Source organism: Methylobacterium sp. J-059 (assembly GCF_022829485.1).
Classification (GTDB): domain Bacteria; phylum Pseudomonadota; class Alphaproteobacteria; order Rhizobiales; family Beijerinckiaceae; genus Methylobacterium.
Genome location: NZ_JAKSYA010000097.1, coordinates 19366 through 42526, shown reverse-complemented (window position 1 = coordinate 42526; position 23161 = coordinate 19366). Strand labels below are relative to the sequence as shown.

Genomic DNA, 23161 nt, shown 5'->3' with positions numbered 1-23161 from the left:
GAAGACCAACCTGTTCTACGTGCCCACCAACCACGTCTGCATGGACTACGAGCCGTTCCGGGTGACCTACACCCCGGGCCAGCCCTACGTCGGTGCGACCCTGTCGATGTACCCCGCGCCGAACAGCCATGGCGGCATGGGTAACTTCATCGCCTGGGACGGCGTCGAGGGTAAGATCAAGTGGTCGAACGCCGAGCAGTTCTCGGTCTGGTCGGGCGCTCTCGCCACCGCCGGCGACGTGGTCTTCTACGGCACGCTCGAGGGCTACCTGAAGGCCGTCGACTCCAAGACGGGTAAGGAACTGTACAAGTTCAAGACCCCGTCGGGCATCATCGGCAACGTGATGACCTACCAGCACAAGGGCAAGCAGTACGTCGGCATCCTGTCGGGTGTCGGTGGCTGGGCCGGCATCGGCCTCGCGGCCGGCCTGACCGACCCGAACGCCGGTCTCGGCGCGGTGGGTGGTTACGCCGCCCTCTCGAGCTACACCAACCTCGGTGGTCAGCTCACCGTCTTCGCGCTGCCGAACTAATCGGTCGCACGAAGCCGCTTTGAAATGAATGCCGGCGCGGGTTTCCGCGCCGGCATTCTTATGATTAGAATGCCCTCAAGAAGGCTGCGAAAGGCCGCCTGAGAGCGGCTCGACCTTCAGGTCCCAGGGAGATTTTTGCGTTGCATTACCTCAGCAAATCCGTCACGCGGCCGTTCCTGGCCGCCCTCGCCCTAGCGTCCGTCTCGATGGTCGCCGTACATGCTGAGGATGCCAAGCCCGCCGATCCCGCCCTCGCCAACTCGCTGAACACCGACGACAAGTCGGCCGAGCCCGACGACAAGCTCCTCAAGAAGGATGCCGCGGTGAAGGTCGAAGAGGGCAAGTACTTCGATGCCGAAGGTCACCCGACCTTCCACATCACCGACGCGGGCAAGAAGTTCGACTGGTACACCTACTCCGGCTACCGCCGCTATCACGCCGAGTGCCACGTCTGCCACGGTCCGGACGGCATGGGCTCGACCTACGCGCCGGCGCTCAAGGACTCGCTCAAGCACCTCTCCTACGAGGAGTTCATCGGGATCCTGGCCGGCGGCAAGCAGGACGTGAGCTCGTCCGACCAGAAGGTCATGCCCGCCTTCGGCGATAACAAGAACGTCATGTGCTACTCGGACGACCTCTACGTCTACCTGAAGGCCCGCGCTTCCGGCGCGATGGGCCGCGTCCGCCCGGGCGACAAGGAAGACAAGCCCGAGGCCGCCAAGAAGGCCGAGAAGGAGTGCATGGGCGGCTGATGCGCCGCGCACGCACCCACGCCGCCGTCGCGATCGCGCTCCTGCCTCTCTTGGCAGGGGTGCGGGACGCGGCGGCGCAGAACGTCCCCGATCTCGTCACCGCCGACGTGCTTCGCGTCTGCGGCGACCCGGGCAACATGCCGTTCTCCGAGCGCAAGGAGGACGGCTTCGAGAACCGCATCGCGGCGATCATCGCCGACGAGCTGAAGATCAAGGTCCGCTACTACTGGCTGACCCAGGGGCCCGGCTTCGTCCGCAACACCCTCGGCACCGGCCTGTGCGACCTGATCGTCGGGTCGGCCCTCGGCAGCGAGGGCGTCCAGAACACCAATCCGTACTATCGCTCGGTCTACACGCTCATCGTGAAGCGGGGCGATCTGGCGGGGGTGTCCGGGCTCGACGACCCCAAGCTCAAGGGCAAGCGCATCGGCGTCATCGCCGGGACGCCGCCGGTCAACCGGATGGGCGACCTCGGCCTGATCTCGAGCATGAAGGCCTACGCGCCGTATCAGCTCGACCCGGCACGCAAGAACCAGACGGTGGGTGCCGAGATCGTGTCCGACCTTGCGGCCGGGCAGATCGACGCCGCGGTGCTCTGGGGACCGTCCGCCGGATGGCTGGCCAAGCAGAGCGGCACGGCGATGGACGTGATCCCGCTCCTGAAGGAGCCGGATCGCCCGCCGATGAGCTACCGTATCGCCATGGCGGTACGGATCGGCGAGAACGACTGGAAGCGGTCGCTGAACACCATCCTGCGCAAGCGCCGCTCCGACATCGAAGCGGTGCTCCGCGACTTCGACGTGCCGCTGCTCGAAGAGGAAGAGAACAAGCTGCTCGCGCCGAACGCGCACTGAACGCGTCGTCGCCAGGATGTCATAACACCCGCGAAGGGTCGGGCGAACGCCCGGCCCTTCGTCGTTCCGGGATGCGTTCAGTTCCGCTCGATGCCGCTGCGGTCGAGCTTGGCCAGCGCGTCGGCGACGGTCTCGCCGCCGATGACGAGGTCGGGCGCGATCTCGGCGAGCGGCACCAGCACGAAGGCGCGCTCGCGGACGTAGCGGTGCGGAAGGACGAGGCGCTCGTCCGAGACCTCGGCGCCGGCATAGGACAGCACGTCGATGTCGATCACGCGCGGCCCCCAGCGGCGCTCGCGGATGCGGCCGAGATCGCGCTCGACGCCGAGGCAGGCATCGAGCAGGGCGTGCGGGTCGAGGTCGGTCTCGATGGCGAGGGCGCCGTTGAGGAACCAGTCCTGATCGGTCTCGCCCCAGGGCGGGGTGCGGTAGTCGGACGACCGCGCGGTGATCCGGATGCCGGGAACCGCCGCGAGCCCCCGCACCGCGGCGGCGAGATGCCCGGCCTTGTCGCCGATGTTGCTGCCGAGGCCGAGATAGGCTCGCGTCATGCCTGGGCCTCCCGCCTGCGGGTGATCAGGACCGCGATCCCGTCGAGGTTCGCGGGAACCGGCGCGCTCGGCTTGTCGACCCGGACGGTGATCGCCTCGAGAGCCGGAAACCGCGTAAGGATCTCGCCGGCGATCGCCTCGGCCAGCGCCTCGATCAGGTCGAAGCGCCGCTCGGTGGCGATCGAGACCGCGATGGCGGCGAGGTCGGCGTAGCTCACCGTCCGCGTCACGTCATCGGAGCGGCCGGCGGGCGCCAGATCGAGGGCCGCATCGAGCGACAGGTAGAAGCGCTGCCCGAGGCGCGTCTCCTCGGGCAGCACGCCGTGATGGGCGAAGACCGCGATGCGCTCGACGAGGATGCGGTCGCTCATCGGCGGTCTCCCGGGCGCAGGACGGCGTCGACCACGCGCATCGCGTCGACATGGGCGGCGACGTCGTGGACGCGGACGATGTCGGCGCCGAGCGTCGCGGCAAGCGCATGCGCCGCGAGCGATCCGTTGAGCCGGTCGGCCGGCGCGGTCTCGCGGTCGTGCAGCCGGCCGAGCAGCGACTTGCGCGAGACGCCCACGAGGATGGGGAAGCCGAGGGCGCGGATCTCGGGCAGGCGCCGCAACGCTTCGAGGTGCTGGTTCCAGCTCTTGCCGAAGCCGATGCCCGGATCGAGCACGATGTCGCCGTCGGGGATGCCGGCCCGGCGGGCGATGCCGAGCGAGACCTCGAAGAAGCGCAGCATGTCCGAGACGATGTCGAGGCCGGCGTCGATCGTCTCGCGGTTGTGCATGATCATCACCGGCGCGCCGTGGTCGGCGGCGACGAGGGCGATGTCGGGCTCGCGCTGCAGGCCCCAGACGTCGTTGACGATGCGGGCGCCGGCCGCCAGCGCGCTCTCGGCGGTCGAGGCCTTGTAGGTGTCGATCGAGATCGGGACGGAGAGCCGGTTCGCCAGGGCCCGGATCGCCGGAAGGACGCGGGCCTGCTCCTCCTCGGCCGGCACCGGAACGTGGCCGGGGCGGGTGGACTCGCCGCCGATATCGACCAGCGCGGCGCCCTCGGCAGCCAGCGCGTCGGCCTGCCGGCAGGCGGCTTCCTCGCCGACGAAGCGGCCGCCATCCGAGAAGGAATCCGGCGTGACGTTGAGGATGCCCATCACGAGGGTCCGCCGGCCCAGTTCGGGCAGCAAGCCGGCGAGGGCGGCGGGTCGATGGCTCACGGGGCGTCGCTTCTCTGGCTCGTCGCGGGCGGCTCCCGCCGCGTCGATGTGGCCGGTTTTTCCGGGCGAAGCAACGGCGCCCCTTGCCATGAGAAAAGGCCGCCCGGTGCCGGGCGGCCTCTCGTCGGTTCGTGGGCGACGCGCGACGCCTCAGCCGCGGTAGCAGCGGATCTCGGCCTCGGCCTGGGCACGGCGGAGGTCGGCGACCTTGTCGTCGAACACCTTGGTCGACTTGAACTCGTTCGAGCGCGCGCCGATGCCCTGGCGCATCGAGAGCACGGTGCTCGCCTGCACGTACTTGTCGTAGGGCAGGATCGCCGCGAGCTGGTCGATCGAGCAGGTGCAGCGCTGCATCGCCTCGCGGGTCTGGCCGTTGGCGGCCATGCAGCCGAAGACGTAATCGACGCGCGCGTCGGTCGGGTAGTCGTTCTCGGCATCCGCCGCGACGACCGGCATCGCCAGCATCGTCAGCGCGACACCGGACAGGGCAAAGCCCTCAACCAGCTTTCTGATCATAGCTCAGCCGCTCCTCCAAGAGTTCGCCGCCCTCGGCATTCTTCGATTGCGCCTCGATCGAGACGATCTCGCCGGGCACCTCGGGAGAGGTGACGAAGGTGTAGGTCATGTTGTCCATGCCGCGCATGCGCTGGGCCATCCCATCGCCGAGGAAGGGCCTGGACACCACCTGCCAGGCGTCGACCGAGCGGCCCTTGTAGTCGACCTTGATCGGCGTGACGGTGGCGCCGTCGCGAAGGCCCTTGCGGATCGCGAGCTTCAGGTAGCGCGGGTTGGCCTGCAGCACCCGGGCGAGATTGGTCAGGTGGTTCTCCAGGAACAGCGGGATCACCGGGTTGCCGGACATGTCCTCGAACGGGCCGGCGGGGAACCGGTTGGTGCCCGAGAACATCTCGACGGCGATGTTGCGGCCGTCGCCGCCCGTGCCCGGCTCGAGGGTGAGCTTGATCGTGTCGTCGAGCGGCGGCCCGAACGGGCCCTTCGCGATGCCGGACCGGCGCAGGTAGTCGTAGGTCAGCGTCGAGCCGGCGGCGGCGTTCTTCAGCTGCGGCTGCTCGAACAGCAGGTCGGCCGCGCTCGGGGGCGCCGCGGCGTTCGCCTGTTCCGGCGCGGCTGCGGCGGGGTCAGGAGCCGGGGCGGCGGGTGCCCCCTCGACGGCGAGCGCCGGGGTTGCGGCAAGCAGCGCAGCGACGATCACGAAACACTTCACGAGAGGGCGTCCTCCTTGCGTGGCGCCGGGATGTTGGCCCCGATCGTCCGGTAGGTGTAGTCGGGCGGCGTCTCGGCCGCCTCCTCGACGGCGAGCGCCCGCACCTTGGCGTGCAGGGGCGACAGCGAGCAGGCGGGGTCCGTCGCGGCTGCATCGCCGGCGAGCGCCAGCGCCTGGCAGCGGCAGCCGCCCCAATCCTTCTCGCGCCGGTCGCAGGAGCGGCAGGGCTCCTGCATCCAGTCGGTGCCGCGATAGGCGGTGAAGGCCGGGGCGTTCGCCCAGATGTCGCCGAGCGAATGCTCGGTCACGTGCCAGAACTCGAGATGGCTGATCGTCTCGGCCGCATGGCACGGCAGCACCTTGCCCTGCGGCGTCACGTTGATCAGCTTGCGGCCCCAGCCGCCGGCACAGGCCTTCGGGTACTTCGCGTAGTAGTCCGGCACGACGAGATCGATGACGAGCTGGCCCTTGAGGCGCTCGCGGGCCGCCTCGACGATGCGGATCGACTGATCGACCTGGGCCTTGTCCGGCATCAGCGCGGCGCGGTTGACGTAGGCCCAGCCGTAATACTGCGTGTGCGCCACCTCGAGGCGCTTGGCGCCGAGCTTCACCGCGAGGTCGATGAAGCCCTCGACCTCGTGGATGTTGCCGCGGTGGATCACCGAGTTCAGCGTCAGCGGCAGGCCGAGCTCGGTCACCTTGGCGGCGAACTCCATCTTCTGCGGCTGCGCGTTCTTCAGGCCGCCGATCTTCTCGGCGTTGGCCGCGTCCACGCCCTGCACCGAGAGCTGCACGTGGTCGAGGCCGACGTCGTAGAGCGCCTGGAGCTTGGACAGGGCGCCGCCGACGCCGGAGGTGATCAGGTTCGAGTACAGCCCGAGCTTGGCGCAGGTCTCGGTGATCTCGACGATGTCGTTGCGCGCCGTCGGCTCGCCGCCGGACAGGTGGACATGGAGCACGCCGAGGCCCGCGGCCTCGGTCAGCACCCGCTGCCAGGTCGCGGTGTCGAGCTCGCGCGAGCGTCGGTCGAGGTCGAGCGGGTTCGAGCAGTACGGGCAGCGCAGCGGGCAGCGGTGCGTCAGCTCGGCGAGCAGCCCGACCGGGGCCGGGATCGCCGCCGCGTTCGGGGTCAGCGCGTTCATCGCTCCAGCACCCTCTTTCCGGCGAGGTCGTTCAGCATGGCCAGCACGTCGACCTCGATCGCGCGCGGGTCGGCGGCGTAGGTCTCGCCGAGCCGGTCGGCGATGGCGGCGACGCTGGTCTTGCCGTCGACGAGGTTGAGGACCGCGACGGCGTTGGCGTCGAGGTCGAAGGTGCGCTCGGGGGCGAGCAGCACGTGCTTGTCGCGGGTCTGGTCGAACCGCATCCGCACGCCGCGGGGCAGGCGCGGCACGTCGGTCGCCGACAGGCGGCCGGTGCCGGGCGCCCCCCCTTGCGTCTCGGCGACGAGCCCGGTGCCGGGCGTCCAGGCGTCGGGCGGGATCATCCCGGGCGCGACGTAGGCGAAGTACAGCGCGTCGAGCTGGGTCCACAGCACGTTGCACTTGAAGGTCAGCGCCGCCATCGCCTGACGTTGCAGCTCGGGCGTGGTGGCATGGCGCTTGACGTAGTCGAGGGCGAAGTCGGCGTCGCGCGGCGCCTGGGTCATGCGCTTCTCGAAGTACGCCAGCGTCTCCTTGGTGATGAAGTCGTAGTTCTTCAGCATGCCCGAAACGCGCTCGGAGATGATGTTCGGCGAGAACATCTCGGTGAGCGACGAGGCGATCGCCTCCAGCAGCGAGCGCTCCGCGACGAAGTGCACGTAGGCCTCGACCGAGAACTTGGTGGCCGACAGGATGCCGGCGGTCGACTCGACGTAGTCGCGCCGGAAGCCCACGCCCTCGGCGAGCTTCAGCCAGCGCTCGATGCCGCCGTCGCCCGGCGCATCGCCGTCGTGGTCGACGATGCGCTGGCGCCAGACGCGGCGGAGCGCGGCGTCGGTCATCCGCGCCAGCACCGCGGCGTCCTTCACCGGGATCATCGCTTGGTAGTAGTAGCGGTTCAGCGCCCAGGCCCGGACCTGATCCTTGCTCAGCTTGCCGTCGTGCAGCAGGCGGTGGAACGGATGCAGGTTGTGATACCGCCGGGCGCCGATGTCGCGCAGCGCCGCCTCGAGCTCGTCGGGGCTGAGCAGGCGCTCGGACGTGTCGGATTGAGGGGTCGGGAACACTGCGTTCATGGCGTCACCAAGCGTCCGTTCGGAGGCGTTTCCTGGTCGTCTGTCGATCACCGCGTCTGGCGGCGGCTTCGCGGCGCAATCGAATCGCGCACGTCCCGTCATGAGATAGGTCGCGGGGCCGACAAATGCCAACCGCGCCCGGTCGTCGCCGTCAGAGGCTCAGGGTGAGCCCGTCATGGGCGACGACCCATCCGTCCGCCTCGACCGCCGCGCGCTCGGGCGAGCCTTCGACGAGGACGGGGTTGGTGTTGTTGATGTGGACGAAGACGCGCGAACCGATCGCGACGTCCTTCAGGGCGGCGACCGAGCCGCCGTCGCCCCGCATCGGCACGTGCCCCATGCGCCATCCGGTCTTGGTGCCGACGCCGGCGCGGATCATGTCGTCGTTGTGCAGCACCGTGCCGTCGAAGAGCAGCGCGTCGACCCCGCCGATCCGGGCCTTCAGATCCTCGGTGACGCGGGCGCAGCCGGGAATGTAGGCGAGGCGGCGGCCGCCGGCCTCGATCATCGCGCCGACCGTGCTCTCGGATTCGGCGCCGAGCTCGAGATCGGCATCCTCGAGCCAGAGCGGGACCTTGCCGGGCACCGAGAACAGCGTGACCGCAAGTCCCGGCAGCGGCTCGAAGCGCTGGCCGAGCGTGATCGCCTCCCGGACGACGACGCCCTCGGCCATCACGTCGAAGACGCGGTTCTCGGCGACCGAGCCGAGGATGCTGCCGGTGCCGTAGAGCGTGTAGGGCTGGCCCTCGCGCAGCGTCAGAAGGCCGGCGACGTGATCGACGTCGCCGTTGGTGAGCAGCACCGCGCGGATCGGCGAGTGGCGCAGGCCTTCCCGCGGATGCATCGCCGGGTTGTCGAAGAGTTGCTGCCGGATGTCCGGCGAGGCGTTCACCAGGAGCCAATCCCCGCCATCGGTGGAGACGGCGATGCTCGACTGGGTCCGCGGCCTGACGCGGTCGGGCTCGCTGCGGGCGAGCCGGCAGTTCGGGCAGCGGCAATTCCACTGGGGAAGCCCGCCGCCGGCAGCCGAGCCGAGGATCAGGACGCGCATGGAGTGGTCCGATGCAGCCAACAACCCTCAGCTCGGCGCAACACCTCAGTTGAAGGTGTCGATCTCGGCGGAATCGTAGCTGGTGACTTCCATGCCGACGCAGATTTCGGAAACGATCGGGGCAGCCCAGGTCATGGTGTTTCTCCGTCTGATTACGAACATCCGGTGCCGAAAGGTAAACTTAAGAGTACCCTAAGACACTGATGGCGCTTTTGTTTTCCGGCGCGGCACGGGTATCCGCAATTCCGGCCCCGGCATCAAGCACTAAATTGCCTAATGCTCCCAAATTTTTTGTGAGGCTTCGGCGTCGCAGGCTCCCGCGGGACGCGACGTCTCCGTGGCGAGCGTCAGTGCCGGTAGTCCGGCCCACGCGAGTCCAGCATGAAGCCGCGGCCGCGCACCGTGACCAGAAGCGGGCCGCCGTGCCGGACGAAGTCGGCCATCTTCGAGCGTAGGTAGCCGACATAGACGTCGACCACGTTGAGGGAGAGGCCGCCCTGGCTCGCCCACAGCCGCTTGAAGATGTCGGCTCGGGTGACCGGGCGGTTCACGCTCTCCATCAGCATGGCCAGAAGCTCGGCCTCGCGCGGGGTCAGGCGGGCTGAGGCATCGCCGCAGGTGACCTGGCGGGTGTCGAGGTCGAGGACGAGCTTGCCGGCGTTGATCAGCGTGCGCGGCCCTTCCGCCGCCTGCCGGCGCAGCAGGTGCGTGCGCAGCCGCGCCACCAGCTCGTCGAAGACGAACGGTTTCACGATGTAGTCGTCGGCGCCGAGCGCGAGGCCTTCGGCGCGGTCGCGGATCTCGTCGCGGGCCGAGAGGAACAGGATCGGCCCGGGATAGCCGCCCTCGCGCAGGCTGCGGCAGACGTCGTGCCCCGAGCCGTCGGGCAGGGTGATGTCGAGAACCACCGCCTCGGGGCTCTCGTTCCGCGCCGACGCGAGCGCGTCGCCGACGCAGCCGGCGGTGCCGACGGAGAACCCCTCCGCCTCGAGGCCGCGGGTGAGAAGGCCGCGGATGTCGATGTCGTCCTCGACCACGAGGATTCGCGTCATGCCGCGTCGTCCTTCCGAATCTGTCGTTCGTCTCGGCTCGTCACGTCGTCGAGCGTCAGGTCGAGGAGCGGGATCTCCAGGGTCACCCGCGCCCCGGCGCCGTTCTCGCCGGCGCCGAGAACGATGGTGCCATCATGCTGCTCGATCAGCCAGCGCGCCAGGGCCAATCCGATCCCGAACCCCATCTCCGCCGGGCGGTCGCCGCGGCGGAAGCGCTCGAACAGGCTCTGCTCGCCGTCGCCGAAACCCGGCCCGTCGTCGGTGACGGTGATGCGGGCCGGCGCCGTGCCGCCGCCGGACAGGGCGACCTCGACCCGGGTGAGGCCGGTGGCATGGCGCAGGGCGTTGTCGATCAGGCTCTCGACGACCTGGCGCAGCCATTCCCGGTCGGCCAGCACCTCCAGGTTCCGCGGGCCCGGCTCGAACGCGAGCGCGACGCGGCGGCGGGCGCCCTCCGAGGCGAGGTTGTCGACCGCCTCGGCCAGGACCGGCGCGAGCTCGAGGGCGCGGCGGTCGAGCTCGATCTCGCCCGATTCTGAGCGCGCCACCCGCAGAAGATCCTCGACGCGCAGCTTGAGGCGCATCGCGCGCTTCCGGATGGTGGCGAAGGCGGGGGCGTGGTCGGTGATGCGCGGGCCGGCGCGGGCCGCGAGGTCGCATTCCCCGAGGATGACGGTGAGCGGAGTGCGAAGCTCGTGGCTGACGTCGGCGAAGAAGCGGCGTCGCGACCGGTCGACCGCCTCGAGGCGCGCATTGGCGGCGCGGAGGTCGGCGGTGCGCGCCTCCACCGTGTCCTCCAAGGCCGCGCGGTCGGCGGCGACGCGGCCCTCGCGCCGGGACAGGCGCGCGGCCATGCGGTTGACGTTGGCGACCAGCAGGCCGAGCTCGTCCCGGGTCGCGACGGAGAGACGCGTGTCGAGCTTGCCGCCGCCGATGGCGCCCGCGGCGCGACGCACCGCCTCGATCCGCGCCAGGGTCGGGCGGGTGATGCTGCGCCACAGCAGCACGACGAGGCCGAGCGCCGCGAGCACCGCCAGCGCGGCCGCGATCCGCAGGCGCTGCGAGAGGTCGCGCGCCGCATCCGAGCCGAGCACCATGCTGCGGCGCTCCGCCTCGATCAGGAACGAGAGCGGCTGGCCGGTCATCGCACCGAAGCCGTTGAGCGCGCCCTTGATGGAGTTCTGACGCTTCTCCGGATCGGTCTGGCGGACGATCTGCGCCACCTGCCGGTCGAGGATCACGCGGGCGGCGCGCAGCTGCGCCATCGGACGGCTTCGCAGGGCGTACTGCATCCGGTCCTGCGGGTCGTCACTGCCAGCGACGGATCTCGACAGCGCCTCGTCGACGGTCGTGAGCGCCCGGTCGACGTTGCTGCGCGCGATCCCCATTGCCTCCGGTGCGAGATCGGGATTGCCGATGGTCTCGACCGCCGCCATGCCGAACTGCGTCATCCGGCCCGACAGCTCGGCCAGAAGCTCAAGGCGGCCCTGCGCCGCCAGCGTCCGGTCGATGGTGCGCTCGGCCGCCCCGATCGCCGCGAGCACGCCCGCCGCCGCCAGGACGACGACGAGGGCGATCGACCCGAGCAGCAAGGCGAAGCGGACCTTCAGCGAGCGCATCGTCCCATTCCCGGCCGCATGCGCGGCGCTCCTCGTCCTCGGTTTCCTCAGGGCGCGACCGCGTCGAGAACCGGGCACGGACGCGCCCCCCGCGTTTCGAGAGAGGGTTTTGTGTCGTTTCAGCGCGAAAGCCAACACGAGCCGCGCCCCGTCACGCCTCTCCGTCGCGAAGCGGATGCAGTCCCCCTCTCAGTCCTGGCTCGGGCCGCCCTCGGCCTCCTCGACTTCGCGGCTCTCCTCGACCTCGGGCGCGACCTGGCCGTAATTCAGCACCGCGACCAGGGTGATGCCGCCGAAGACGTTGCCGAGCAGCGTCGGCACGAAGAAGCGCTCGGCGTACTCGCCCATCGTCGCCGCGCCGGTGACCACGAGGTAGAACGCCTCGACCGAGCCGGCGACGATGTGGGCGAGCCCGCAGAGCGAGACCAGCCAGGTCATCAGGAAGATCACGAACGGCGCCGCGGTCCCGGTGGCCGGCAGGAACCACACCATCAGGGCGATCATCCACCCGGCGAAGATCGCCTTCAGCACCGTGTCCCAGAACGGAAACGCGATGGCCTGGTGGCTGATCTCGGCGAAGGCGGCCTTCACCGACGGCTCGAACGCGCCGGAATGCGCCAGCACGGCGGCGATCGCCAGCGTCGCCAGGATGTTGCCCGACAGCACGACGATCCACAGCCGCAGCACCCGCCACGCGGTCTTGGCCGAGCGGTCGTGCAGCAGCGGCAGGATCGGCGTGATGGTGTTCTCGGTGAACAGCTGCTGGCGCCCGAGCACCACCACCAGGAAGCCGACCGCGTAGCCCATCGTCGTCAGGATCTTGGTCCACTCGCCCTCGGGCAGGTGGGTCTTGAGCACCCCCGGCACGATCAGCGAGAGCGCGATGCTGAGCCCCGCCGCGAAGGCCGAGAGGAACAGCGCCCCCCCGTTCCGCCGCAGTTCCTCGTTGCCCTCGCGCCGGATCACCTCGTGCAGGACGAAGGCGTCGGGGCGACCGATCCCGGCCACCGCCTCCTTGTGCGCGTCGCGCCGAGCTTCCTTGTCGTCCTGCTTCGGCTCGGCCATCACGCAAACGCTCCACGAACCGGATTCAGGGACGGATCGGCCGTCAGCCGCGAAGGCGCGACACCAGCGCCTCGATCTCGGCCCGCGCGCGCGCCACCGAGGCGGCGTCCTTGCCGCGGGCGACGATGCGGTTGGCGAACCCGTCCTGCGTCATCGACGGATAGGAGCCAATCGACACGTCGGCGTAGGCCTTCGCGATCTCGGCGAGGTCGGCGGCGTAGTTGCCCTCGGGCAGGTTGCCCGCCTCCACCGTCTCGGACAGCATCCGCGCGCCGGTCGGCAGCGTTGGGCCGATCTGGTTGAGCATCGCCTGCATGATCGACGGCACGCCGGCCATGACGAAGACGTTGCCGATGCGGAAGCCCGGCGCCTTCGAGATCGGGTTGGCGATCAGGTCCGCGCCGTCCGGGATCCGCGCCATGCGCAGGCGCGCGGCGTTCAGGTCCTCCGGCTTGTGGCGCTCCAGCAGCATCGCCCTGGCGCGGGGATCGACGTCGATGCCGACGCCGAAGGCCTTGGCGACGCAATCGGCGGTGATGTCGTCGTGGGTCGGGCCGATGCCGCCGGTGGTGAACAGGTAGGTGTGGCCGGCCCGGAGTGCGTTCACGGCGCCGACGATGGCGTCCGGCTCGTCGGGGACGATCCGAACCTCGCGCAGGTCGATGCCGACGGCGGTGAGATAGTCGGCGATCGTGCCGATGTTCTTGTCCTTCGTCCGGCCGGATAGGATCTCGTCGCCGATCACCAGGATCGCGGCGGTGATGCTCGTGGAATCGATTGTCATGGGGCTCGCCGTCCTCGGTCCCGCCGCAGATAGCGCGGCGGCGGCTGCGCGACCACCGACGGCGCTTTCATGCGCGGGCGCCTGTCGGCTATGGACCACCACCGCGACGCAGCCCGGACCCCATGCGCTTTCCCGAACCCCTGATCGAAGGCCGCCTGGTGCAGCGCTACAAGCGCTTCCTCGCCGACGTGGACCTCGCCGACGGCACGCGCGTCACGGCGCATTGCGCCAATCCCGGCGCGATGATGGGCCTGAACGCGGCCGGCAACCGGGTGCTGCTCTCGCCGGCCAACGGCCCGACGCGCAAGCTGAAGTATTCCTGGGAGCTGGTGGAGGCCGACCTGCCCGGCGGCCCGCAATGGGTCGGGATCAATACGATGCGCCCGAACGCGCTCGTCGCCGAGGCCTTCGCCGCCGGCGGTCTCGCGCCGCTCGACGGTTACGCGGCATTGAGGCCGGAGGTCCGCTACGGCGCGGCGAGCCGCGTCGACTTCGTGGCGAGCGGCGAGGGGCTGCCGCCGGTCCACGTCGAGGTGAAGAACTGCCACCTGATGCGGCGGGCGGGCCTCGCCGAGTTTCCCGACTGCATCGCCGCCCGCAGCGCGCGGCACATGCGGGACCTCGCCGAGGTCGTCGCGGCCGGCGGGCGCGCGATGGTGATCGTCGTGGTCCAGATGCGGGCGGACGCCTTCGACGTCGCCCGCGACATCGATCCCGCCTTCGACCGGGCTTTTCGCTTGGCGCGTGCGGCGGGGGTCGAGACCTACGCCTATCGCTGCCGGATCGACCGAGAGGGCGTGACGATCGCCGACGCGATCCCGATCGTCACGCCGCCCTGACGCGCGTTTTCCGCGCTCCCCGGCGCATGGTACGGTGGTGGCGAGGCTGCGGCGTGCGTTCCGGCCGCCCGAGGCATCCCGATGGCCGATCGCGCGATCCGTGAACCCGTCCTGTTCGATGTCGCCGACTTCCGCGAGTTCCTCGAGACGCGTCCGTCGGAGGAGCGATGGGAACTGATCGCGGGGCTTCCCATGCAGTCGGCGGCACCGCGGATCGGGCATCAGCGCATCGCCAGCAACTTCGAGCGCCATCTCAACGCGGCGCTCAGGAGCCGCCGCCCGGAATGGCACGCCGACCGCGAGATCGGGATCGAGGTCTCGCCGGATTCGCCCTATCGACCCGAGCTGACGATGATCGACACCGACATCGACACCGAGCGCAATTTCACGGATCGCTTCCATCTCGTGATGGAGGTGCCGTCGGCGAGCGACCGCGGGCGCATCCTGGCGAGCAAGCTCCGGTTCTATCGGGACCACCCGCCGAACCGCTGCATCGTCATCGTCGACCAGGATGCGGTCGCGGTGACGATCCACGAGCGCGACGCGGCGGACCGTTGGGCGGTCCGGGTCCTCCGCTCGGCCGGCGACGTGATCGAATTCGCCGGGCTCGGCTCGATCTGCACGGTCGGCGACCTCTACGAGAACACGCATCTCGACCCGCGGCGCGCGGCGCCGACCCGATCCTCGCAGGATCGGTGAAACCGGCGGCCGGTTTCGCGATCGGAGCCTGCTCAGGCGCTCCGCTCGAACATCCGGTTCAGCCGGGTGCGGCCGATCTCGCGATAGCCGTGGCCTTCCAGGAGCTTGGGCAGATCGATCTGCCACTGGTCGGTGCCGTCCTCGATCACCAGCAGCGTCGGCAGCAGGGCAGGGGGCGCCTCGCGCAGGAACGGCTCGAGGATCAGGTCCTCGGCGCCCTCCACGTCGAGCTTGATCGCGTCGATCCGGGTCAGGCCCTCGCTGCGCACGAGGTCCATCAGGGTCACCGCAGGCACCTTGATCTGCGCGCTCTCGTTGGTGCCGACGATCTTGAGGCTCGATTCGCCGCGATTGCGCGGATCGACGAACAGCGTCAGCTCGCCGGCCTTGTCGGCGACCGCGCAGGCCACGGCCTTGACCGAATGGAATGCATTCTGCGCGATGTTGAAGGTCAGCCGGTCGAACACGTCGGGCTGCGGCTCGACCGCGACGATCCGTGCCTGCGGGCCGGCGAACGCGGCCACGAACAGGGCGTAGGCGCCGATGTTGGCGCCGATGTCGAGGAAGACGCAGCCCGGCCGAAGCCGCGCCTTGAGCAGGGCGCGCTCCTGCGGGTCGAAGAATTGCGGCGTGAACAGCACCTTCTTCTCGCAGTTGTTGTTGTAGGGGTGCAGCCGCATCCGGGCGCCGAGGCGCTCGACGTCGAGGGGCTTGCCGCGCATCAGCGTGATCGCGAGGCGGCGCAGGAACATCGCCATCCGCCGTCCGCGCCAGGACTCGGGTGAGATCCGCACGGTCCGCCGGGCGATCGCCGCGACGAGGCCGGCCGGGGCGTAGGTGCCGTAGGGCTGAAGGTCGCTCATGCCGGGCTGATGCCAGCCGCGCCGCCCGCGGGCAAGCATCACGCGCGTTGCCGATCGGCGCCGCGGCTCTTACAGCCGGCACGGACCGCGCGGGCCGGTACGCATGACGAGGAGCGGCGACCATGGACAGCTTCGATTCGGACGGCGTGCGCATCGCCTACATCGACGTGCCGGCCTCCGGCGGCAGCGGCGACCCGATCCTGCTCATCCACGGCTTCGCCTCGAACCACGTGGTCAACTGGGTCAACACGACGTGGGTGCGCACGCTCACGCAGGCCGGCTACCGCACCATCGCGTTGGACAACCGCGGCCACGGCGAGAGCGAGAAGCTCTACGACCCGGCCCGCTACGGCTCCGAGGACATGGCCGGCGACGCCGTGCGCCTCCTCGACCATCTCGGGATCGAGCGCGCCGACGTGATGGGCTACTCGATGGGCGGGCGCATCACTGCGCACCTCGCCCTCGACCACGCCGCGCGGGTGCGCTCGGCGCTGATCGGCGGCCTCGGCCTGCATCTCGTCGAGGGCAAGGGCCTGCCCTCCGGCATCGCCGAGGCGTTGGAGGCGCCGGCGGGCGCGAAGGCGGCGAACCCGACGGCCGCCGCCTTCCGCACCTTCGCCGAGCAGACGAAGAGCGACCTGCGAGCGCTCGCCGCCTGCATCCGCGGCTCGCGCCAGACGCTGTCGCGCGCCGAGATCGGGCAGATCGACGTGCCGGTTCTCGTCAGCGTCGGCACCCTCGACACCGTCGCGGGCTCCGGCCCGGGCCTCGCGGCCTTGATGCCGAACGCGCGAAGCCTCGAGCTCGAAGGCCGCGACCACAGCTCCGCCGTCGGCGCCAAGCCGCATCGCGACGGCGTGCTGGCCTTCCTCGCCGCGCGGCCCTGAGGCCGGCGCGGCCGCGTCACTTCAGCTTCGCATAAGCCTCGTCGAAGGCGGACTTCACCTCGGCGCAGGTGGCCGCGTCGGGCGCCGACATCGAGCGCACGCCGTCGGCGACGCCCTCCTTGAAGCGGGTCATCGCAGGGCTCGGGCCGCCGGTGTCGATGCCCGAGCCCGTGAGCATGGTGTCGGCGAGCTGAGAGACCTGATCCTTCGGCATCTTGCAGAAGGTGGCGGCGCCCGTGAACTGGCCGAAGCCGAAGGCGAGCTCCTCGGGCGTCTCGGCCGAGGCGGGGGCCGGGCCGGCAAGCGCGCAGGCGAGCAGGAGCGTAGAGAGGGCACGGTTCATCGATCGTCGTCCAGGCAGTGGCGTGAAGTCCAGCGACGAGGCATGCCGGCCCGGCCGTTCGCGGTCCAGGCGCGCGCAGGCGGTCCCGACGCGTTTGGGACGTACGGTCAAGGATACGGGACGGCGCGTTTCCCGGCGCGGCAGCGGCCGGTCGAGAGGCGCGGGCGGGGGCTTAGGATTGACCGGCCCGGCCGCCTCGACTACGAACCGCTCGTCACCGCGGCTCCTTCAGGGGCCGCTTGGCGTTTTCATACGCACCCGTGAGTCGCCTTCGAGGCGGCTCTGTCGTCCCGGGCCGCAAGGCCGGCGGGAAGAGGAGGGCGCGTTCCTCACTATCTCGTTTGCGAGAGGACACGCGATATGTCGAAGCGGATTCAGGCCAAGCACAAGCTCGACCGCCGCATGGGCCAGAACATCTGGGGCCGCCCGAAGAGCCCCGTGAACCGCCGCGAGTACGGCCCCGGCCAACACGGCCAGCGCCGCAAGGGCAAGATGAGCGACTTCGGCACGCAGCTGCGCGCCAAGCAGAAGCTCAAGGGCTATTACGGCAACATCACCGAGAAGCAGTTCCGCCGCTACTACGCCGAGGCGATCCGCCTGCGCGGCGACTCGAGCGAGAACCTGATCGGCCTGCTCGAGCGCCGCCTCGATGCCGTGGTGTACCGCTCGAAGTTCGTGGCGACGCCGTTCGCCGCCCGCCAGTTCGTCAACCACGGCCACATCAAGGTCAACGGGCGCCGGGTCAACATCCCGAGCTACCTCGTGAAGCCGGGCGACCTGATCGAGGTCAAGGAAGCCTCGCGCCAGCTCGAGATCGTGGTCGTCGCCTCGCAGCTCCCCGAGCGCGACGTGCCAGACTACATCGAGGTCGACCACCAGAAGATGACCGCCCGCGTCACCCGCGTGCCGGGCCTGACCGAGGTGCCGTACCCGGTGCAGATGGAACCGAACCTGGTGATCGAGTTCTACTCGCGCTGAGCCGATCGACGGATCACCGTCGTGCCGCTGGGAAGGGTCGTCCGAAAGGGCGGCCCTTTTCCATGTCCAGGGGGCGGACGTGTCGCGCGCTCGCGCGCGTTCACGCGTCCCTCCGTCGCCCGTCATAGCCGCCCGGCATTTCCGGAGCGCCGGTGGCGAGCCCGGAATTCGGAACCGCAGGTCGTGCTCCCACCTGCCGCTTCGGCGACTCTGGCTTTCGGGCTCCGCTGCGCGGACTCGGACCGACGGCGCGGGTCGGAAGTGCCGGGTCGGGGCAGGCCGGATCGCCTGTGCAGAACCGGCGACGGCCGAGCCGTTCGGTATCAGGCTTCGCGCTTGCCGACCGCGCCCGCCCGCCGGACCGCATCGAGCGTCACCACGTGCGGCCCGGCGGGACCGGCGACCGCGAGCCGGGTGCGACCGCCTGCCAGCATCATGGACAGCGCATCGCGCAACGTCGCCGTGTCCGCGATCTCCGGCGCGTCGGCGGCCGTTCCGGGCTCGGCGGCTTCGGAGACCGTGAGCAGCGCGAGGCGCCGCAGCGCCCGGTCCTCGCCGACGAAGGAGGCGACGAACGGGTCGGCCGGCGCGGCCAGCAGCGCCTGCGGCGCATCGGCCTGGACGACGCGGCCAGCCCGCATCAGCACGACGCGGTCGCCCATCAGCATCGCCTCGTCGATGTCGTGGGTGACGATCAGCACGGTCTTGGACAGGCGCTTGAGGATCGCGCCGATCTCGGCTTGGAGCCGGCCGCGCGCCACCGGATCGACCGCGCCGAAGGGCTCGTCCATCAGGATCACCGGCGGGTCGGCGGCGAGCGCGCGGGCGACGCCGACGCGCTGGCGCTGTCCGCCGGAGAGCGCGTCCGGGCGGCGGTCGCGGTAGAGCGCCGGATCGAGCCCGACGAGGTCGAGCATCGCGTCGACGCGCGCCGCGATCCGCGTCTTCGGCCAGCCGAGCAGCTCGGGCACGGTCGCGACGTTCCGCGCGACGCTGCGGTGCGGGAACAGGCCGATGCCCTGGAGCACGTAGCCGATGCCGCGCCGAAGCGCGATCGGGTCGACGGCCGCGACGTCGTGCCCGCCGAGCGTGATGCGGCCGGCATCCGGCTCGATCAGGCGGTTGACCAGGCGCAGGGTCGTCGACTTGCCGCAGCCGGACGGCCCGATCAGCACGCAGGTGGTGCCCTCGGGGATCGTCAGGTCAAGCCGGTCGACGGCGGGGCCGGGCGCCCCAGCGAAGTGCTTGGAGACGCCCTCGAACCGGATCACCGTCGGTGCGGCGCGCTCGGACCCGTGCCCTCAGCAGCCCTTGCAGATCGAGGACATCGAGTTGCGCGTGCGGGCGTCCCAGGCCTTGTCGCGGGCGGCCGAGGCCTTCTGCGCCTTGATCATCTCGGCCTCGTTCGCCGCCTTCATCGCGGAGGCCTTGCTCGCCTCGCTGGCGGGGGGCGCGCCGGACGGCCGCGGCACGGTCGCGCCGGTGGCGGCCTTCTCGGCGAGGGCGGGGGCGGTCGCGAGGGCGGGGATCAGCAGGAGGAAGGCGAGGCGGCGGATCATGGTCGTCTCCGGGGCGTCGCGCGTGCGGCCGGCCGCACGTCCTCGTGCGGATCCCGATCGGGCGCGTCGTCGATGCAACCCATCCTAACGTGCACCTGGTCGAAAACTATGGCACGCCGACATCGAGGCCGGGCGATCGCGCCGGAGCGGAGAGGGGAGCGTCGATTGCCCGCAGCGCGACAGGACGGCGGGGCACCGTGCAACCGTCGCGAGCAGGTCGCCGATGCGCTCGCGCGGCTCGCCCGGCGCCTGCCCGGGTTCGAGGCCGAGGCGATCGTCGATTCGGCGCTCGCCAGCCCGGGCCTGCGCGGGGCGGCGCCCGAGACGGCGGCCCGGCTTGCGCTCGTCGCCTATGCCCGCCACGTCTTCACCGATTACGACGACCTCCTCGCCGAGGGCTACGACCGCGACAGCGCCCGCCACTTCGTCCTCGACGAGCTCAACGCCGTGCTGGCCGGCTGGGGCGCGGCGCCGATCCCGGAGGCCGATCCGGCCGACGACGCCGACGCGCCCTGAGGCGGTCCCGGTCGTTGCCGGGGGGCGTCCGGTGCGGATACACGGGGCGGGCGGGTTCGCGCGGAAACGGAAGCGTCAATCGTCACCATGAACGTGCTGGGCATCGAGACCACCTGCGACGAGACCGCCGCCGCGATCGTCGCGCCGGGGGAGGACGGCCGCGGCGTCATCCTGTCGAACGAGGTGCTGAGCCAGATCGCCGAGCACGCGGCCTATGGCGGCGTGGTGCCGGAGATCGCCGCCCGCGCCCATGTCGAGGTGCTCGACCGGCTGATCGCGCGGGCGCTCGACCGCGCCGGCTTGGCCCTCAAGGACGTGGACGGCATCGCGGTGGCGGCCGGCCCCGGCCTGATCGGCGGGGTGCTGATCGGCCTCGTCACCGCCAAGACCCTGGCGCTCGTGGCGCGCAAGCCCCTGCTCGCGGTCAACCATCTGGAGGCGCACGCGCTGACCGCGCGGCTGACCGACGGCCTGGCCTTTCCCTACCTCCTGCTGCTGGCGTCCGGCGGCCACACCCAGCTCGTGGCGGTGAAGGGCGTCGGCGACTACGTGCGCCTCGGCAGCACCATCGACGACGCCATCGGCGAAGCCTTCGACAAGGTCGCCAAGCTCCTGGGTCTGGCCTATCCCGGCGGCCCCGAGGTCGAGCGCATGGCGGAAGCCGGCGATCCGGAGCGGTTCACCCTGCCGCGGCCGATGCTCGGGCGTCGCGACGCCAACTTCTCGCTGTCCGGCTTGAAGACCGCGCTGCGGATCGAGGCGGAGCGCACCGCGCCGCTCGCCGAGCGCGACGTCGCCGACCTCTGCGCCGGCTTCCAGGCCGCGGTGGTCGACGTGGTGGTCGACCGCGTCCGCGTGGCGCTGCGCACCTTCTCCACCGTCGCCGGCCACCCGACCGCGCTCGTCGCCGCCGGCGGAGTCTCGGCCAACGGCGCGATCCGGCGGGCGCTGGCCGCGCTCGCGGGCGAGGCGGGCCTCGCCTTCGTCGCCCCGCCGCTGGCGCTCTGCGGCGACAACGGCGCGATGATCGCCTGGGCCGGCATCGAGCGGCTGCGCCTCGGGCTGACCGACGACATCACCGCGCCGGCCCGCGCCCGCTGGCCCTTCGCCGACGCCCCCCGCCCCGAGGCCAGCGCCGAATGAGCGGCGCCGCCCGCCACATCCTCTCGCGCGGCAATCTCCGCGATCTCCGCGTGACGGAGCCCGAGCCGGAGGCGGCTCCAGCCCCCGTCGGCGAGCCGCAGGCGCGGTGGCGCGAGCTGGTCGACCGCCTCCTGCCGCAGGCCGCGCCGGACCATCCCGACTGGCCCGTCGTGAACGACCACTGCTTCGCCCGCATCCTGCTCGACAACGCCTGCAACGGGCCGTGGCGCGAGAGCGTGGCGGCGCCGGCCTGGGCCAACATGCCGCCCGACCGGCTCGCGGTCGCGATCGACCTCGGCAACGCCGTGCTCGCCGGCCGCGCCGACCTCGCCCTGCTCAACCGCCGCTCCCTGCTATGGCGCGGCAAGCGCCGGCTGCCCAAGGCCCCCGACACCCTGGAGACCGGTTCGCTGCGCCTGCGCCGTTGGCGCCGATCGGACGACGAGCCGTTCGCGCGCCTGAACGCCGACCCCGCCGTGATGCGCCATTTCCCGAAGCTGAAATCGCCCGCCGAGAGCCTGACCGAGGCGCGGGCGCTCGACCGCCGCTTCGAGGCCGACGGCTTCGGGCCGTGGGCGGTCGAGGAGCCGGGCGGCCCGTTCCTCGGCTTCGTCGGGGCGATGCGGCTGATGCGGTCGATGCCGTTTTCCGGGGGCGAGCGCCCGGGCAGCCTGATCGAGATCGGCTGGCGCCTGAGCCCCGAGGCCTGGGGGCGCGGCATCGCCACGCGCGCCGCGCGCTTGGCGCTCGCCGACCTGTTCGGCCGCTGCGGGCTGCCGAGCGTGGTGGCGTTCACGGCGGTGGCCAACGCGCCGTCGCGACGGGTGATGGAGCGGCTCGGCATGGTGCGCGAGGCCGATTTCGACCATCCGGCGCTGACCGCCGGCCACCCGCTGCAACGGCACGTGCTCTATCGGCTCGCGGCGGCGGATTGTTCCGGAGACCCCGCATGAGCAGCGAGAACGCGCGACCCGTCGCGGTCGTCGGCGGCGGCGCATGGGGCACCGCCCTGGCGAACGCCGCCGCCGCGGCCGGGCGCCCGGTCACCCTGTGGCTGCGCGACGCCCGATCCGCCGCCACCCTCGAAGCCGAGCGCGAGAACCCGCGCTACCTGCCGGGCGTGAACCTGCATCCGCGCATCCGGGCGACGGCCGAGGCCGACGACCTCGCCGCCGCCGGGGCGGTGCTGCTGGTCACGCCGGCGCAGACTTCCCGCGCGGTGCTCGGGCAGCTCGCGCCCGCCTTCGCGCCGGGCACGCCGGTGATCCTGTGCTCGAAGGGCATCGAGCGGACGACCGGCGCCTTCATGAGCGCGGTGGCGGCCGAGGTGCTGCCGGCGGGTACGCCCGTGGCGGTGCTGTCCGGCCCGAGCTTCGCGGTGGACGTCGCGCGCAACCTGCCGACGGCGGTCACTTTGGCGGCCGCGGATGCGGACCTCGCGGCGCGCCTCGCGCGCCTGCTGTCCGGCCCGGCCTTGCGGCTCTACCACACCGACGACGTCCGCGGCGTCGAGATCGGCGGCGCCGGCAAGAACGTGCTCGCGATCGCATCGGGCATCGTCGCCGGGCGCGGCCTCGGCGAGAGCGCGCGCGCCGCCCTGATCGCCCGCGCCTTCGCCGAGCTGATGCGGTTCGCGCGAAGCTTCGGCGGCCGGCCCGAGACGCTGATGGGCCTGTCGGGGCTCGGCGACCTGGTGCTCACCGCATCCTCCGCGCAATCGCGCAACTTCGCCTTCGGCCTCGCCCTGGGGGCGGGCGCCACGCCGGAAGCCGCCGCCGGCGGCAAGCTCGCCGAGGGCGCCTTCACCGCCACCGCCCTGGTCGGGCTCGCCCGCGGGCAGGGGATCGAGATGCCGATCGCGGAAGCCGTCGCGGCGATCGTGGCCGGGCGGGCGAGCGTCGAGGACGTGGTCGCCGCGCTGCTTGCCCGCCCGCTGAAGGCGGAATCCGAATGACTCCGATCCAGGCCTTCCTCGCGGGCGGCGGCACCGACGGCGCCGGCCGCACGCTGGCCACCGTGCTCGCCTTCGACGACGACCGCATCGAGGCGGTCCACGACTTCATCCAGTGGTGCTTCCCCCTCGAGCAGGCGAGCCGCGCGGTGCCCGGTGCGCCGGTGCTGACGCCGGCGGAGGCGGACTCGATCCGTCGCGATCCGGCCGCCCGCGAGGGCCTGCGCGCGGCGCTCGCGCGGATGCGTCGGTTCTACGCCGACACCGATCGCTGGCTCGCGCCCCACGACCACAACCACCTGCGCATCACCCGCATCCTCACGGCGATCCGCGACCTGCTCGGGGAGGCGGAGGCGCAAGACTTCTACGCGTTCGCGACCGCGCGGAACGCAGGGGCCGGATCGCCGATCAACCCGGCGAGCCTCGCCTTCTGGGCCGCGGCGGTCGGCCGGTCCTGATCTTCGAGCAAG

Annotated in this window: 28 protein-coding genes and 1 pseudogene; 12 read left to right on the top strand and 17 right to left on the bottom strand. The window is 71.2% G+C overall.

Features of this window, described 5'->3' with window-relative positions; genetic code table 11:
* The 3 genes and pseudogenes from xoxF5 to xoxJ form a co-directional block, all read left to right on the top strand.
* A pseudogene (xoxF5, locus tag MKK55_RS10995) lies at positions 1 to 532 on the top strand (lanthanide-dependent methanol dehydrogenase XoxF5); the annotation flags it as partial.
* Positions 533 to 738: 206 nt separating this feature from the next.
* Complete coding sequence (locus MKK55_RS10990; protein ID WP_210247496.1) at positions 739 to 1284, top strand: c-type cytochrome, methanol metabolism-related; 546 nt, start codon at positions 739 to 741, stop codon at positions 1282 to 1284.
* The gene (xoxJ, locus tag MKK55_RS10985) at positions 1284 to 2138 is read left to right on the top strand and encodes a rare earth element methanol dehydrogenase accessory protein XoxJ (RefSeq protein ID WP_243934690.1); all 855 of its coding nucleotides are present in this window, start codon (positions 1284 to 1286) and stop codon (positions 2136 to 2138) included. Before MKK55_RS10990 ends, xoxJ begins: the two co-directional genes overlap by 1 nt.
* A gap of 77 nt (positions 2139 to 2215) precedes the next feature.
* Here the strand turns inward: xoxJ and folK are convergent, their stop codons facing one another.
* The 13 genes from folK to MKK55_RS10920 form a co-directional block, all read right to left on the bottom strand.
* Positions 2216 to 2689 (bottom strand): 2-amino-4-hydroxy-6-hydroxymethyldihydropteridine diphosphokinase, encoded by a 474-nt coding sequence (gene folK, locus MKK55_RS10980; protein ID WP_243934689.1) that lies wholly within the window; start codon positions 2687 to 2689, stop codon positions 2216 to 2218.
* Complete coding sequence (gene folB / locus MKK55_RS10975) at positions 2686 to 3060, bottom strand: dihydroneopterin aldolase (RefSeq protein ID WP_243934687.1); 375 nt, start codon at positions 3058 to 3060, stop codon at positions 2686 to 2688. The genes folK and folB overlap by 4 nt, the downstream gene beginning before the upstream one ends.
* Positions 3057 to 3836, bottom strand: coding sequence for a dihydropteroate synthase (folP, locus tag MKK55_RS10970; protein ID WP_243934691.1), 780 nt, complete (start codon positions 3834 to 3836; stop codon positions 3057 to 3059). The genes folB and folP overlap by 4 nt, the downstream gene beginning before the upstream one ends.
* 213 nt (positions 3837 to 4049) lie before the next feature.
* Complete coding sequence (locus tag MKK55_RS10965; RefSeq protein ID WP_147725787.1) at positions 4050 to 4415, bottom strand: hypothetical protein; 366 nt, start codon at positions 4413 to 4415, stop codon at positions 4050 to 4052.
* Complete coding sequence (locus MKK55_RS10960; protein WP_243934686.1) at positions 4396 to 5124, bottom strand: hypothetical protein; 729 nt, start codon at positions 5122 to 5124, stop codon at positions 4396 to 4398. The genes MKK55_RS10965 and MKK55_RS10960 overlap by 20 nt, the downstream gene beginning before the upstream one ends.
* Positions 5121 to 6266 (bottom strand): pyrroloquinoline quinone biosynthesis protein PqqE, encoded by a 1146-nt coding sequence (pqqE, locus tag MKK55_RS10955; protein ID WP_147842604.1) that lies wholly within the window; start codon positions 6264 to 6266, stop codon positions 5121 to 5123. The genes MKK55_RS10960 and pqqE overlap by 4 nt, the downstream gene beginning before the upstream one ends.
* Positions 6263 to 7342 carry a pyrroloquinoline-quinone synthase PqqC gene (gene pqqC / locus MKK55_RS10950; RefSeq protein WP_147842605.1) on the bottom strand — a complete coding sequence of 360 codons (1080 nt, stop codon included), beginning with the start codon at positions 7340 to 7342 and terminating at the stop codon, positions 6263 to 6265. Before pqqC ends, pqqE begins: the two co-directional genes overlap by 4 nt.
* 151 nt (positions 7343 to 7493) lie before the next feature.
* Positions 7494 to 8393, bottom strand: a complete 900-nt coding sequence (gene pqqB, locus MKK55_RS10945; protein ID WP_243934684.1) for a pyrroloquinoline quinone biosynthesis protein PqqB — start codon at positions 8391 to 8393, stop codon at positions 7494 to 7496.
* A gap of 45 nt (positions 8394 to 8438) precedes the next feature.
* Positions 8439 to 8528 carry a pyrroloquinoline quinone precursor peptide PqqA gene (pqqA, locus tag MKK55_RS10940; RefSeq protein ID WP_243934682.1) on the bottom strand — a complete coding sequence of 30 codons (90 nt, stop codon included), beginning with the start codon at positions 8526 to 8528 and terminating at the stop codon, positions 8439 to 8441.
* 212 nt (positions 8529 to 8740) lie between these two features.
* Complete coding sequence (locus MKK55_RS10935) at positions 8741 to 9445, bottom strand: response regulator transcription factor (protein ID WP_243934681.1); 705 nt, start codon at positions 9443 to 9445, stop codon at positions 8741 to 8743.
* Positions 9442 to 11064: a sensor histidine kinase gene (locus tag MKK55_RS10930; RefSeq protein ID WP_243934680.1), complete on the bottom strand. Its 1623-nt coding sequence runs from the start codon at positions 11062 to 11064 to the stop codon at positions 9442 to 9444. The genes MKK55_RS10935 and MKK55_RS10930 overlap by 4 nt, the downstream gene beginning before the upstream one ends.
* A gap of 189 nt (positions 11065 to 11253) precedes the next feature.
* Positions 11254 to 12129, bottom strand: a complete 876-nt coding sequence (locus MKK55_RS10925) for a formate/nitrite transporter family protein (RefSeq protein WP_243934679.1) — start codon at positions 12127 to 12129, stop codon at positions 11254 to 11256.
* 43 nt (positions 12130 to 12172) lie between these two features.
* Positions 12173 to 12913, bottom strand: coding sequence for a competence/damage-inducible protein A (locus MKK55_RS10920; protein WP_243934678.1), 741 nt, complete (start codon positions 12911 to 12913; stop codon positions 12173 to 12175).
* 122 nt (positions 12914 to 13035) lie between these two features.
* Here MKK55_RS10920 and sfsA point away from each other — a divergent pair, with 122 nt between their 5' ends.
* Positions 13036 to 13752, top strand: a complete 717-nt coding sequence (gene sfsA / locus MKK55_RS10915) for a DNA/RNA nuclease SfsA (RefSeq protein WP_243934677.1) — start codon at positions 13036 to 13038, stop codon at positions 13750 to 13752.
* Between the two features lie 81 nt (positions 13753 to 13833).
* Positions 13834 to 14451, top strand: coding sequence for a Uma2 family endonuclease (locus MKK55_RS10910; RefSeq protein WP_243934675.1), 618 nt, complete (start codon positions 13834 to 13836; stop codon positions 14449 to 14451).
* 32 nt (positions 14452 to 14483) lie between these two features.
* Here MKK55_RS10910 and MKK55_RS10905 read toward each other — a convergent pair whose 3' ends face one another.
* Positions 14484 to 15314, bottom strand: a complete 831-nt coding sequence (locus MKK55_RS10905) for an FkbM family methyltransferase (RefSeq protein ID WP_147842613.1) — start codon at positions 15312 to 15314, stop codon at positions 14484 to 14486.
* 122 nt (positions 15315 to 15436) lie between these two features.
* Here MKK55_RS10905 and MKK55_RS10900 point away from each other — a divergent pair, with 122 nt between their 5' ends.
* On the top strand, positions 15437 to 16201 hold the full coding sequence (locus tag MKK55_RS10900) for an alpha/beta fold hydrolase (RefSeq protein ID WP_243934673.1): 765 nt from the start codon (positions 15437 to 15439) through the stop codon (positions 16199 to 16201).
* Between the two features lie 16 nt (positions 16202 to 16217).
* Here MKK55_RS10900 and MKK55_RS10895 read toward each other — a convergent pair whose 3' ends face one another.
* A complete protein-coding gene (locus tag MKK55_RS10895; protein WP_147725775.1) occupies positions 16218 to 16544 on the bottom strand; it encodes a hypothetical protein in 327 nt (108 codons plus the stop codon).
* 360 nt (positions 16545 to 16904) lie between these two features.
* Here MKK55_RS10895 and rpsD point away from each other — a divergent pair, with 360 nt between their 5' ends.
* On the top strand, positions 16905 to 17522 hold the full coding sequence (rpsD, locus tag MKK55_RS10890; RefSeq protein ID WP_147725774.1) for a 30S ribosomal protein S4: 618 nt from the start codon (positions 16905 to 16907) through the stop codon (positions 17520 to 17522).
* A 323-nt stretch (positions 17523 to 17845) separates the two neighbouring features.
* Here rpsD and MKK55_RS10885 read toward each other — a convergent pair whose 3' ends face one another.
* Both MKK55_RS10885 and MKK55_RS10880 read right to left on the bottom strand, forming a co-directional pair.
* The gene (locus MKK55_RS10885) at positions 17846 to 18793 is read right to left on the bottom strand and encodes an ABC transporter ATP-binding protein (RefSeq protein WP_147842612.1); all 948 of its coding nucleotides are present in this window, start codon (positions 18791 to 18793) and stop codon (positions 17846 to 17848) included.
* A gap of 30 nt (positions 18794 to 18823) precedes the next feature.
* Complete coding sequence (locus MKK55_RS10880) at positions 18824 to 19081, bottom strand: hypothetical protein (protein ID WP_243934406.1); 258 nt, start codon at positions 19079 to 19081, stop codon at positions 18824 to 18826.
* Positions 19082 to 19189: 108 nt separating this feature from the next.
* Here MKK55_RS10880 and MKK55_RS10875 point away from each other — a divergent pair, with 108 nt between their 5' ends.
* From MKK55_RS10875 to MKK55_RS10855, 5 genes are all read left to right on the top strand, one after another.
* Positions 19190 to 19597, top strand: a complete 408-nt coding sequence (locus MKK55_RS10875) for a DUF2293 domain-containing protein (protein ID WP_409566051.1) — start codon at positions 19190 to 19192, stop codon at positions 19595 to 19597.
* An 87-nt stretch (positions 19598 to 19684) separates the two neighbouring features.
* Positions 19685 to 20740 (top strand): tRNA (adenosine(37)-N6)-threonylcarbamoyltransferase complex transferase subunit TsaD, encoded by a 1056-nt coding sequence (gene tsaD / locus MKK55_RS10870; protein ID WP_243934669.1) that lies wholly within the window; start codon positions 19685 to 19687, stop codon positions 20738 to 20740.
* On the top strand, positions 20737 to 21693 hold the full coding sequence (locus MKK55_RS10865; RefSeq protein WP_243934667.1) for a GNAT family N-acetyltransferase: 957 nt from the start codon (positions 20737 to 20739) through the stop codon (positions 21691 to 21693). Before tsaD ends, MKK55_RS10865 begins: the two co-directional genes overlap by 4 nt.
* Positions 21690 to 22694, top strand: a complete 1005-nt coding sequence (locus MKK55_RS10860) for an NAD(P)H-dependent glycerol-3-phosphate dehydrogenase (RefSeq protein WP_243934666.1) — start codon at positions 21690 to 21692, stop codon at positions 22692 to 22694. Before MKK55_RS10865 ends, MKK55_RS10860 begins: the two co-directional genes overlap by 4 nt.
* Complete coding sequence (locus MKK55_RS10855; RefSeq protein WP_243934665.1) at positions 22691 to 23149, top strand: opioid growth factor receptor-related protein; 459 nt, start codon at positions 22691 to 22693, stop codon at positions 23147 to 23149. Before MKK55_RS10860 ends, MKK55_RS10855 begins: the two co-directional genes overlap by 4 nt.
* Positions 23150 to 23161: the final 12 nt, after the last annotated feature.

Coding starts and splice junctions, on each gene's coding strand:
- MKK55_RS10990 (WP_210247496.1), top strand. CDS start 739: ATGGTCGCCGTACATGCTGAGGATGCCAAGCCCGCCGATCCCGCCCTC.
- pqqB (WP_243934684.1), bottom strand. CDS start 8,393: ATGCGCGTCCTGATCCTCGGCTCGGCTGCCGGCGGCGGGCTTCCCCAG.
- MKK55_RS10935 (WP_243934681.1), bottom strand. CDS start 9,445: ATGACGCGAATCCTCGTGGTCGAGGACGACATCGACATCCGCGGCCTT.
- pqqA (WP_243934682.1), bottom strand. CDS start 8,528: ATGACCTGGGCTGCCCCGATCGTTTCCGAAATCTGCGTCGGCATGGAA.
- pqqC (WP_147842605.1), bottom strand. CDS start 7,342: ATGAACGCAGTGTTCCCGACCCCTCAATCCGACACGTCCGAGCGCCTG.
- MKK55_RS10925 (WP_243934679.1), bottom strand. CDS start 12,129: ATGGCCGAGCCGAAGCAGGACGACAAGGAAGCTCGGCGCGACGCGCAC.
- MKK55_RS10910 (WP_243934675.1), top strand. CDS start 13,834: ATGGCCGATCGCGCGATCCGTGAACCCGTCCTGTTCGATGTCGCCGAC.
- MKK55_RS10855 (WP_243934665.1), top strand. CDS start 22,691: ATGACTCCGATCCAGGCCTTCCTCGCGGGCGGCGGCACCGACGGCGCC.
- MKK55_RS10880 (WP_243934406.1), bottom strand. CDS start 19,081: ATGATCCGCCGCCTCGCCTTCCTCCTGCTGATCCCCGCCCTCGCGACC.
- folP (WP_243934691.1), bottom strand. CDS start 3,836: ATGGGCATCCTCAACGTCACGCCGGATTCCTTCTCGGATGGCGGCCGC.
- MKK55_RS10860 (WP_243934666.1), top strand. CDS start 21,690: ATGAGCAGCGAGAACGCGCGACCCGTCGCGGTCGTCGGCGGCGGCGCA.
- MKK55_RS10865 (WP_243934667.1), top strand. CDS start 20,737: ATGAGCGGCGCCGCCCGCCACATCCTCTCGCGCGGCAATCTCCGCGAT.
- MKK55_RS10930 (WP_243934680.1), bottom strand. CDS start 11,064: ATGCGCTCGCTGAAGGTCCGCTTCGCCTTGCTGCTCGGGTCGATCGCC.
- rpsD (WP_147725774.1), top strand. CDS start 16,905: ATGTCGAAGCGGATTCAGGCCAAGCACAAGCTCGACCGCCGCATGGGC.
- MKK55_RS10905 (WP_147842613.1), bottom strand. CDS start 15,314: ATGAGCGACCTTCAGCCCTACGGCACCTACGCCCCGGCCGGCCTCGTC.
- MKK55_RS10965 (WP_147725787.1), bottom strand. CDS start 4,415: ATGATCAGAAAGCTGGTTGAGGGCTTTGCCCTGTCCGGTGTCGCGCTG.
- MKK55_RS10920 (WP_243934678.1), bottom strand. CDS start 12,913: ATGACAATCGATTCCACGAGCATCACCGCCGCGATCCTGGTGATCGGC.
- MKK55_RS10895 (WP_147725775.1), bottom strand. CDS start 16,544: ATGAACCGTGCCCTCTCTACGCTCCTGCTCGCCTGCGCGCTTGCCGGC.
- MKK55_RS10900 (WP_243934673.1), top strand. CDS start 15,437: ATGGACAGCTTCGATTCGGACGGCGTGCGCATCGCCTACATCGACGTG.
- tsaD (WP_243934669.1), top strand. CDS start 19,685: ATGAACGTGCTGGGCATCGAGACCACCTGCGACGAGACCGCCGCCGCG.
- folB (WP_243934687.1), bottom strand. CDS start 3,060: ATGAGCGACCGCATCCTCGTCGAGCGCATCGCGGTCTTCGCCCATCAC.
- folK (WP_243934689.1), bottom strand. CDS start 2,689: ATGACGCGAGCCTATCTCGGCCTCGGCAGCAACATCGGCGACAAGGCC.
- MKK55_RS10875 (WP_409566051.1), top strand. CDS start 19,190: ATGGCACGCCGACATCGAGGCCGGGCGATCGCGCCGGAGCGGAGAGGG.
- xoxJ (WP_243934690.1), top strand. CDS start 1,284: ATGCGCCGCGCACGCACCCACGCCGCCGTCGCGATCGCGCTCCTGCCT.
- sfsA (WP_243934677.1), top strand. CDS start 13,036: ATGCGCTTTCCCGAACCCCTGATCGAAGGCCGCCTGGTGCAGCGCTAC.
- pqqE (WP_147842604.1), bottom strand. CDS start 6,266: ATGAACGCGCTGACCCCGAACGCGGCGGCGATCCCGGCCCCGGTCGGG.